Annotated in this window: 7 protein-coding genes; 1 reads left to right on the top strand and 6 read right to left on the bottom strand. The window is 70.2% G+C overall.

Translation table 11 applies throughout. The features are described from left to right. Positions 1–122: 122 nt before the first annotated feature. From ACWEH3_RS35230 to ACWEH3_RS35205, 6 genes are all read right to left on the bottom strand, one after another. On the bottom strand, positions 123–1,142 hold the full coding sequence (locus ACWEH3_RS35230) for a hypothetical protein (protein ID WP_450026413.1): 1,020 nt from the start codon (positions 1,140–1,142) through the stop codon (positions 123–125). Positions 1,143–1,185: 43 nt separating this feature from the next. Continuing rightward, the gene (locus ACWEH3_RS35225; RefSeq protein WP_450026411.1) at positions 1,186–1,704 is read right to left on the bottom strand and encodes a PspA/IM30 family protein; all 519 of its coding nucleotides are present in this window, start codon (positions 1,702–1,704) and stop codon (positions 1,186–1,188) included. Positions 1,705–1,743: 39 nt separating this feature from the next. Beyond that, positions 1,744–2,454, bottom strand: coding sequence for an alpha/beta hydrolase (locus ACWEH3_RS35220; RefSeq protein WP_452358488.1), 711 nt, complete (start codon positions 2,452–2,454; stop codon positions 1,744–1,746). A 137-nt stretch (positions 2,455–2,591) separates the two neighbouring features. Beyond that, positions 2,592–5,099 carry a phenylalanine--tRNA ligase subunit beta gene (pheT, locus tag ACWEH3_RS35215; protein ID WP_452358487.1) on the bottom strand — a complete coding sequence of 836 codons (2,508 nt, stop codon included), beginning with the start codon at positions 5,097–5,099 and terminating at the stop codon, positions 2,592–2,594. A 33-nt stretch (positions 5,100–5,132) separates the two neighbouring features. Further along, the gene (pheS, locus tag ACWEH3_RS35210; protein ID WP_450026407.1) at positions 5,133–6,194 is read right to left on the bottom strand and encodes a phenylalanine--tRNA ligase subunit alpha; all 1,062 of its coding nucleotides are present in this window, start codon (positions 6,192–6,194) and stop codon (positions 5,133–5,135) included. Between the two features lie 329 nt (positions 6,195–6,523). Beyond that, positions 6,524–7,951 carry an MFS transporter gene (locus tag ACWEH3_RS35205; protein ID WP_450026405.1) on the bottom strand — a complete coding sequence of 476 codons (1,428 nt, stop codon included), beginning with the start codon at positions 7,949–7,951 and terminating at the stop codon, positions 6,524–6,526. A 103-nt stretch (positions 7,952–8,054) separates the two neighbouring features. Between ACWEH3_RS35205 and ACWEH3_RS35200 the strand changes: the two genes are divergently transcribed. Further along, entirely contained in the window at positions 8,055–8,627 is a 573-nt protein-coding gene (locus tag ACWEH3_RS35200) for a TetR/AcrR family transcriptional regulator (RefSeq protein WP_379256340.1), read from the top strand. Positions 8,628–8,809: the final 182 nt, after the last annotated feature.

Here is an 8,809-nt window from a genome sequence, read left to right as displayed (position 1 = left end):
GTCCGAGCGGCCGCCGCGTCCGCGACGAAGTCGCCAGCGGTGGTCGCTCGGACGCGAGCCGTGAGGGGGCCGCGAACACCCAGCGCCGCAGGCGCTGGAAAAACGAACACAGGCGCTGGAAATCAGTCAGAGAGGATGCCGAGTACCTCGTCGGAGGTGTAGAAGGGGGCGAGGCGCTCGCGGATCAACCCGGCGAGCACGCCTTCGCGCTTCGCGCCCTCGATGACCGCCGGTCCGTACCGGAGGATCTCCTGGACGATGTCGTCACCGGTCAGACCGAGTTCGGGCAGCATGGCCGCCAAGGTGTAGTCGCCGTACTTGGTGAAGAACACCTCCACGCACTCGTCCAGGAGCAGGCCGAAGTACTCCTTCTCGCGGGTGGTGACGGCGATCTCGTAGCACAGCAGCACCAGCTCGTTGAGATCCTTCTGGCTGAGGTATTCGCGCAGACCGCTGACCGGCTCGTCGGCATGCAGATCCCAGAACTCCATCGCGGCGGCGTGCACCGGGGCGTCGCGCAGCATCTCGCGGATGGCGTTGTTGGTCCGCTTGAGGGCGAACAGCGCGCCCTTGCCCGCGAGGTCGCCGACGAAGGTGCCGTCGGCGGCCTTCTTGGCGCGATTGGCCGCGGACTGCCCCAGCGACATCAGCGAGGACACGCCCGGGATCTTCTCGGCGCGCTCCCGGTTGGCCTGCACGAAGTCGTTGATCAGCTTGTCCACGAACTTCGACGCGACCGTGGCCACCAGCGGGCTCTCGGTGAGCCGGTCCAGGATGCGCTCCTGCGCCTGGTGCATGCCGAAGATCTTCTCCAGCAGCGCCTCCACCGGCTCGCGCTCGACCACCTCGCCGAGCGTGTAGTCGTGGTTGGCGGCGATGTGGTCGTAGATGGAGTCGGCGAACACCCCGACCATATCGGCGAGAACCGGACTGCCGCCGATCAGCTCGACGACCGTGCGGACGGTCTGCTTGGCCTGGTCGATCTCTACCACGTCCCGGAAGACGATCGTGTCGGCGACTCCGAGCACCGCCTCGGTGTCGCGCGCGACCACCTCCGCGAAACGCTCGCCGGTCACCTCGGCGAGCAGGAATGCCACCTGGGCCTCCAGTAGCCGTTCGGCGATCTCACGCGGCTCGCTCATCGAATTCCACCCATCACACGTCGTACGGCGCGCCCGGCGCGGTTCACGGCTGGTGCGGGTCGGCGTCGTTGCCGTGCAACGATTTCCGGATCCGGTCCAGGCGCTCACGCGCGGCCTGCTCACGTGCCTGCCATTGTTCGTCCACGCTGCGGCCCGCTGGAGTCTGCCGGTCGAGTTCACCCATACCCTGCGCGGTGCCGTAGCGATGCTCGACCTTATCGCGAACTGACTCGAAAGTAGGAACGCCGGAGGCCGAATATCCGCCACTCGCGGCGGACTCCGGCATACCCGGCGGCGGTACCGGTACCGACGGTACCGGTGAACCGCCGCCGACCTGGCCCGACACATCGGGCGTGTGCTGCGGGAACCCAGGCTCGCCGGCTGGAGTGGCAGGAGTCACATTTCCGGCCGAAGCCGCATCACCGGTTTCCAACAGCCCGACCAGCGCGGCGTGGACCGCCGCGAACCCGGGACGCGCCGCCGTCGCGGCCAGCAGTACACCTGCCAGCTCCGCGTCCGGCAGCCCGGCCAACCGGCTCGCGATTTCGCTGTTGTCACTCATACCGCCAGGCTACGCACGCGCGACCGCACCGAAGGCCGTTCACGGCCGCACGCGCGCACCCGCCCAGTCGCGCACCAGGTCGTACCAGGCCGAGCCGCCCACCACGATCAGATCGTTGTGCCCGGCCCCGGGAAAGACCACGAGCCGTTTCGGCTCCGGTGCCGCGGCGTAGAGCCGTTGCGCGTGCCGCAGCGGCAGTAGTTCGTCCTGGTCGCCGTGCATGATCAGCACCGGGGCGCGCAGCGCGCGAATGCGGCGTTCGTTCGGATAGGCGTTCGGCACCAAGGCCGCGGGCAGGAACGGATACACCGAGCGAGCCGCGTCGCGCAGGCCGCTGAAGGTGGACATCAGCATCACTCCGGCCGGGGGATGGTGCTGTGCCAGTTCGAGCACGACACCGCCCCCGAGGGACTTGCCCAGGTACAGCACACGATTCGGCTCGACGCCTGGTTGTTCCAGCAGCGCCCGGCGCGCGGCGCGCGCGTCCAGGTAGGTGCCGTGCTCGGTCGGTTTCCCGGTGCTGCGCCCGTAGCCGCGGTAGTCGAAGGCCAGCACGTCGAAACCGGCATCGGTGAGCAACGCGAAGATCGACACCCGGTCGCCGAGATTGCCCGCGTTCCCGTGCGCGAACAGGATGTGCCCGATCGAATCGCGGGCAGGCATCCACCACGCGTGTACGGTCTCCCCGTCCGCCGTGGGCAGGGACAGGTCCGTGTACTCCATGCCGAGCAGCGCCGGAGTTTGCAGCACCGTCCGCTCCGGCAGATAAGTCAGCGGTTTCCGCACCGCCCGGGCGGGGTGACGAAGCCCCCATTTATAACCCCTCACCCGCCGCGCCCGGGCGGGGGGGGCCCCCCCACACCCCCCGCGCCCCCGCGCCCACGGCGTCAGCCGCGCAGCACCGCGCCCACGGCGTCAGCCGCCGCCGCGACCGCCGCGTCGCGCGCCGCGCTGGCCTCGTCCTCGGTCAGGGTGCGGTCGGTGGCACGGAAACGCAGGGCGTAGGTGAGCGACTTACGCCCCTCACCCGCCTGAGCGCCCTCGTACACGTCGAACAGCGCGATGTCCTCCAGCAGCTCGCCGCCGCCGGTGCGCAGTGCGGACTCGACGGACGCCGCCGGGACGGTCTTCTCGACGCTCACCGAGACGTCCTGGAGCACCGCGGGGAACGGCGAGACCGTCGGGACCGGCCGGGACTCGCGCAGCGGCAGCGCGTCCAAGTCGAGTTCGACGGCGCAGGTGCGCGGCGGCAGGCCGGAACGTTCCAGCACGGCGGGATGCAGCTCACCCGCGTAGCCGACGACCGTGCCGTCGACCACCAGTTCGGCGCAGCGACCGGGATGCCAGGGCAGCTGGGCCGCCGCACGGCGCTCGATGGTCACACCGGCCGCGTCGCCGACGGCGTCGGCGAGGGCGAACGCGTCGGCGGCTTCGACCGGACGGCCCGGGCCCCACGGCCCGCGCGGCTCCCGGCGGCCGGTCAGGACAGCGGCCACGTGCACCGGCTGTTCCGGCAGCGAGTCCAGCAACTCGGCGATCTCGTCGTCGGTGGGGCGCCGGTCCACCGGCAGCGGGTCGACCGCTCTGGTGTTCGCGCCCGGCAGCACGACTTGCGCGATGCCGTAGATCGCCAGGTCACGCGCGCCCCGCGAGATATTGCGGACCGCCACCTCGAGCAAACCGGGGAGCAGGGTGGTGGCCAGCTCGGCGCGCTCCACGTCGAGCGGATTCAGCACCCTGGTGGTGGCGCGGCGCGGGTCGTCGGCGTCCAGGCCCCAGGTGTCGAACACTCCGGCGGGCAGGAACACCGGCGGCGGCACCTCCACGGCGCCCGCGAACGCCAGCGCGCGGCTGACGGCGCGCCGGCGGCGCTGGGTCGGCGTGAGCCCACGCCCGGCCGGTGCGGCGGGCAGCACGGACGGGATCCGCTCCAAGCCCTCCAGCCGCAGCACCTCCTCCACCAGGTCGGCGGGCTGAGCCAGGTCGGGCCGCCAGCTCGGCGGGGTCACCACCAGCTGACCGTGCCCGGCCTCGCTGACGCCGACCTCGACCGTGCAGCCGATCTGGGCCAAGCGGCGCGCCGAGGTGCCGGTCGCGTACGTGACGCCCGCGACGCGGTCGGCCAGGTCGATATCCATCCGGATCGGCTCGGGCGCCGGGACGGGGGTCCGGACGTCGGTCAGCACGGGTTCGATGGTGCCGCCGGCGATTTCGGCCAGCAGCGTGGCCGCTCGATCGAGCGCGGCCACGTTGATCTCCGGGTCGACGACCCGTTCGTACCGCTTGCCCGCCTCGGACACCAGTTTGTGCCTGCGCGCGGTCCGGTAGATCAGCAGCGGGTTCCAGGTGGCCGCCTCGAGCAGGATGTCGGTGCTCTCCGGGCCGACCTCGGTGCTCGCGCCGCCCATCACACCGGCCAAGGAGATGACGCCGGAATCGTCGGCGATCACCACGTCCTCGACGTCGAGCGCGCGCTCCACGTCGTCCAAGGTGCGCAACTTCTCGCCCTTGTGCGCGGAACGGACCACCAGTCCGCCCGACACCTTGTTCGCGTCGAAGGCGTGCAGCGGCTGCCCCAGCTCCAGCATCACGTAGTTGGTGACGTCCACGGCGGGCGAGATCGGGCGTATGCCCGACAACAGCAGCCTGCGCTGCAACCACCACGGGCTCACCGCCTCCGGGTCGACGCCGGTGACCCGGCGGGCCGCGAAGCGCGTGCACCGGGAGTCCGGCTCGACCCGGATCGGCCAGGCTTCCTGCTCGTGGTCGGGCAGGGTGCGCACCGCCGGATCGGCGTACTCGAGATCGAAACCGCAGGCCAGCTCGCGCGCCAGGCCGCGAACGGAGAAGCAGTAGCCGCGGTCGGGAGTGATGTTCAGCTCGATGACGGTGTCGTCGAGACCGAGCAGTGCGTTGGCGTCGGCGCCGGGCTCGGCGGTGCCCGGTTCCAGCACCAGGATGCCGGAATGGTCCTTGCCGATCCCCAGTTCGGCGACCGAGCAGATCATCCCGTTGGACACGTGACCGTAGGTCTTGCGCGAGGTGATCTCGAACCCGCCGGGCAGCACGCCGCCGGGCAGCACCACGACCACCAGATCACCGACCTGGAAATTCCGTGCGCCGCAGATGATCTCCTGCAACTCGGGCTTACCGATGTCCACCTTGCAGAAGCGGATCGGCTTCTTGAACTCGGTCAGTTCGGTGATCTCGGCGACGCGGCCGACCACCAGCGGCTCGCCGCCCTCCTCCGAATCCGCGATCCGCTCGAGCTGGTCGAGCTCTTCGACTTCCAGCCCGACCCGGACGAATCCCGCGTCGAGCTCCTCCGGCGTCACCGACCACTCCGGGTTGGTGCGCTGGATGATTTCGGTCAGCCAGGACTGCGCTACTCGCACTTGACGTTTCGCTCTCTCGATCGAAGGGTGAGGTCAGGACCGGATGCCGAAGGGCAGCGTGAAACGCACGTCGCCCTCGACGATGTCGCGCATGTCCGGGATGCCGTTGCGGAACTGCAGCGTGCGCTCCAGGCCCATGCCGAAGGCGAACCCGCTGTACACGTCGGGGTCGATCCCGCTGGCGATCAGCACCTTCGGGTTCACCATGCCGCAGCCGCCCCATTCGACCCAGCCCGCACCGCCCTTCTTGTCCGGGAACCACACGTCGACCTCGGCGGAGGGCTCGGTGAACGGAAAGTAGTTGGGCCGCATGCGCGTGCGGGTCTGTGGTCCGAACAGCGCGCGAGCGAACGCGTCCAGCGTGCCGCGCAGATGCGCCATGGTCAGGCCCTTGTCCACCGCAAGGCCTTCGACCTGGGAGAACACCGGTGTGTGCGTGGCGTCCAGTTCGTCGGTGCGGAAGGTGCGGCCCGGGCAGACCACGTAGATCGGCAGCTCGCGGTCCAGCATCGAACGCACCTGCACCGGCGAGGTGTGCGTGCGCAGCACTTGGCGCGAGCCCTCCGGCGCGATGTGGAAGGTGTCCTGCATGGTGCGGGCCGGATGGTCGGGCAGGAAGTTCAGCGCGTCGAAGTTGAAGTGCTCGGTCTCCACCTCGGGACCTTCGGCGACCTCCCAGCCCATCGCGACGAACACGTCGGCGATCTGCTCGGAGATGACGGTGATCGGATGCCGCGCGCCGACGGCCGCCCGGCGCGCGGGCAGCGTCACGTCGATGGTCTCGGCGACCAGCACGGCGGCGTCGCGCTCGGCCAGCAACGCGGCGCGGCGGGACTCGAACGCCTCCGACACCCTGGACCTGGCGACGTTGACCCGTTTGCCCGCGTCCGCCTTCTCCGTTTTGGGCAGGCTGCCCAGCGCGCGTTGTGCCAGCGCCAGCGGCGCCTTGCCGCCGAGGTGCTCGGTTTTCGCGACCGCGAGCGCATCCAGGTCGGCGGCAGCGGCGAACGCCTTCTCGGCGGCCGTCGCGGCCGCGGCCAGTGCCTCCTCGGTCAGCGCCGCGTTCTGCTCGCCTGCGTCGATGTCGTCGGCCACGATGCTCCGTCTCTCCCCTGGGGATCAATTCCGCGGGCACCGCTGCTCGCCTGCCCGCATTGCTGCTGGTCGCAATCGTATTCGATGGGCCTCGGCGGATTCACGCGGATTACCCGCCACGCCGCGCGAGCCGTGTGGTACCCGCGAGCCTGCCGGGCGCACGCCGGCCCCGCTCCGATACCCGTCCGGAACGGCGCGCCTCATCACGTGCTCGCAGGCGGTGACCGGTCAGGAGAGCGAAAGACCAGCTCCGGCAGCCGCCGCGAAACGCCCGGCCCCGGGCGATACCGAGGGACCGGGCGCTCTGCGATCAGCGCGCGACAGTGCGGTCAGCGCGCGGCGGTGATGTGGAGGGGCAGCAACCGTGACACCAGCGCGCCGACCGCCACGATCGCGGCACCGACCCACACCGCGGGCACCAGTCCGTCGACGTAGCTCTGCGGATCCAGGTACGAGCCCCGCGCCGCGAACACCGACGCCAGCACCGCGACGCCCATGGCGACACCGACTTCCCGCAGGGTGTTGTTGGTTCCCGAGGCCATCGCGCGGTCCTCCTCCGCCGCGGCGGCCATCACCACGGTCGCGCCCGGCGCGAAGGTCAGGCCCATGCCGATCCCGCCGAGCAGAAACGGACCGACGAACGACAGGTAACTCGCGTCGACGGAAGTGACCAACGCCATCCAGCCCAGCGCGACGGCGAGCAATGTCTGCCCGGTGGTGAGCAGTGCACGGGCGCCGACCTTGTCGACGATCAAACCCGCCAGCGGAGCGACCACCATCGGCGCCATCGTCCACGGCATGGTGCGAATGCCGGATTGCAGCGGTCCATAGCCCTGCACCACCTGGAAGTACTGGGCCAGCAGGAAGATCGAGCCGAAGACGCCCATCGAGAAGGTGAAGCCGGTCGTGTTGCTCACCCGGAACGCGCGGGAGCGGAACAGGCGCAGCGGCAGCATCGGCTCCGGCGTGCGCAGCTCCCAGGCGATCAGGCAACCGAGCAGCAACACGCCGCCGACCAGCGCGGACAGCACGCCGCGAGACGTCCAGCCATCATCGGCGCCGTGGATGACGCCCCACACCACCGCCAGCACGCCGCCCGCCGACAACAGCAGTCCCGGCAGGTCGACTCGTCGGCTGCCGCCGTGCGACTCCGCCAGCACCCGCAGCGCGAACGGCAGCACGACCAGCCCGATCGGCACGTTCACCCAGAAGATCCACTGCCAGCTCAGCCCCTCGACGACCGCGCCGCCGATGAGCGGCCCCAGCGCGACGCCGAGGCCGGCGATCCCGCCCCAGATGCCGATGGCGGCGCTGCGCATCCTCTCCGGCACCGCCGCCGACAACAATGTCAGCGACAGTGGCATCACCCCCGCCGCGCCGAATCCCTGTACCGCCCGCGCCGCGATGAGCATGCCCGGTCCGGTCGCCAGTGCGCAGACCGCGGACGCCAGTGTGAACAGCGCGATGCCGAGGAGGAAGATCCGCCGCCTGCCCAGTCGGTCACCGACCGCGGAGGCGGTGAGCAACAGCGAGGCGAACGACAGCGTGTAGGCGTTGACGAACCATTGCAGGTCGGCCAGTGAGGCGCCCAGCTCGGTGCGGATCACCGGCAGCGCGTTCGTCACGACCAGGTTGTCCAGCGTGACCATGAACATCGGGATACCGACCGCGGCGAGGACGGCGGCGAGCCTGCGACCGCCGATCGTCGCCTCGGGCGCGGCGACGGACGCCGTGGCGGATGGAAGGGTCTCGGTCATGTCCAGTCCTTGTTGTAATCGACTGATAACTAATGCTCGAAACGGTATGCATCGACTGATAACATGTCAAGAGCAAGGCCGGTACCAGCGAAAACGGAGAACGATGGCGACCAGAACCAGGATGACGGCCTCCGAACGGGGCGAACAGGTGCTGCGCGCGGCGGTCTCCGCGTTCGCCGAATGCGGTTACGCCGCCACCAGGACCGACGAGATCGCCCGGCGAGCGGGCGTGTCACAGCCCTACGTGATCCGGCTGTTCGGCACCAAGCAGAACCTGTTCCGCGCCGCCCAGCACCGCGTCTGCGACCGGATCGAGGAGATCTTCCGCGCCGCGCGCGCCGAGGCATCGCCCGAGGCGGCCCCCGACGAAGCCCTCGCCGCCCTTGCCACCGGCTATTCGGTCTTCCTCGCCGAACGCGAACTGCTCCAACTTCTGCTGCACGGCTTCGCGGCCAGCGCGGACCCGGAGATCGGCGACCAGGTCCGGGCCCGGTTCGGCGGCATCTACCACCTGATCCGCGACCTGACCGGAGCGCCGGAGACCGAGGCGCGCCGCTTCCTCTCCACCGGAATGCTGCTCACCGTCATGAGCGCGATGCGAGTGGCGGGCCCGGACGCGGTGCCCGCGACGTGGGCGACAGAAATCCTGGAGAACTTGAGCACCGAAGGCGACTGAATTCCGTTCGCGGCCCGGCTCGCGCTCGGGACACCCTCAGCACCGGTCAGGCACCCGAGTTACATTCGAATGTCCCCAGCTCGAACGCCAACGCGGCCAGCGCACCGCCACTCCAAGTCGCGGCCCGGCTCGCGTGTACGCGGCCGCCGCGTAGGCGACGAAGGAGCAAGCGGCGGTCGCGC

Source organism: Nocardia sp. NPDC004718 (assembly GCF_053601535.1).
The sequence above is the reverse complement of the archived record's forward strand: the minus strand, read 5'-3'. Positions and strand labels throughout refer to the sequence as shown.

What these genes read in the sequence shown, in the direction of transcription:
- ACWEH3_RS35200 (WP_379256340.1), top strand. Translation starts at nt 8,055, where the DNA reads ATGGCGACCAGAACCAGGATGACGGCCTCCGAACGGGGCGAACAGGTG.
- ACWEH3_RS35205 (WP_450026405.1), bottom strand. Translation starts at nt 7,951, where the DNA reads ATGACCGAGACCCTTCCATCCGCCACGGCGTCCGTCGCCGCGCCCGAG.
- ACWEH3_RS35225 (WP_450026411.1), bottom strand. Translation starts at nt 1,704, where the DNA reads ATGAGTGACAACAGCGAAATCGCGAGCCGGTTGGCCGGGCTGCCGGAC.
- ACWEH3_RS35230 (WP_450026413.1), bottom strand. Translation starts at nt 1,142, where the DNA reads ATGAGCGAGCCGCGTGAGATCGCCGAACGGCTACTGGAGGCCCAGGTG.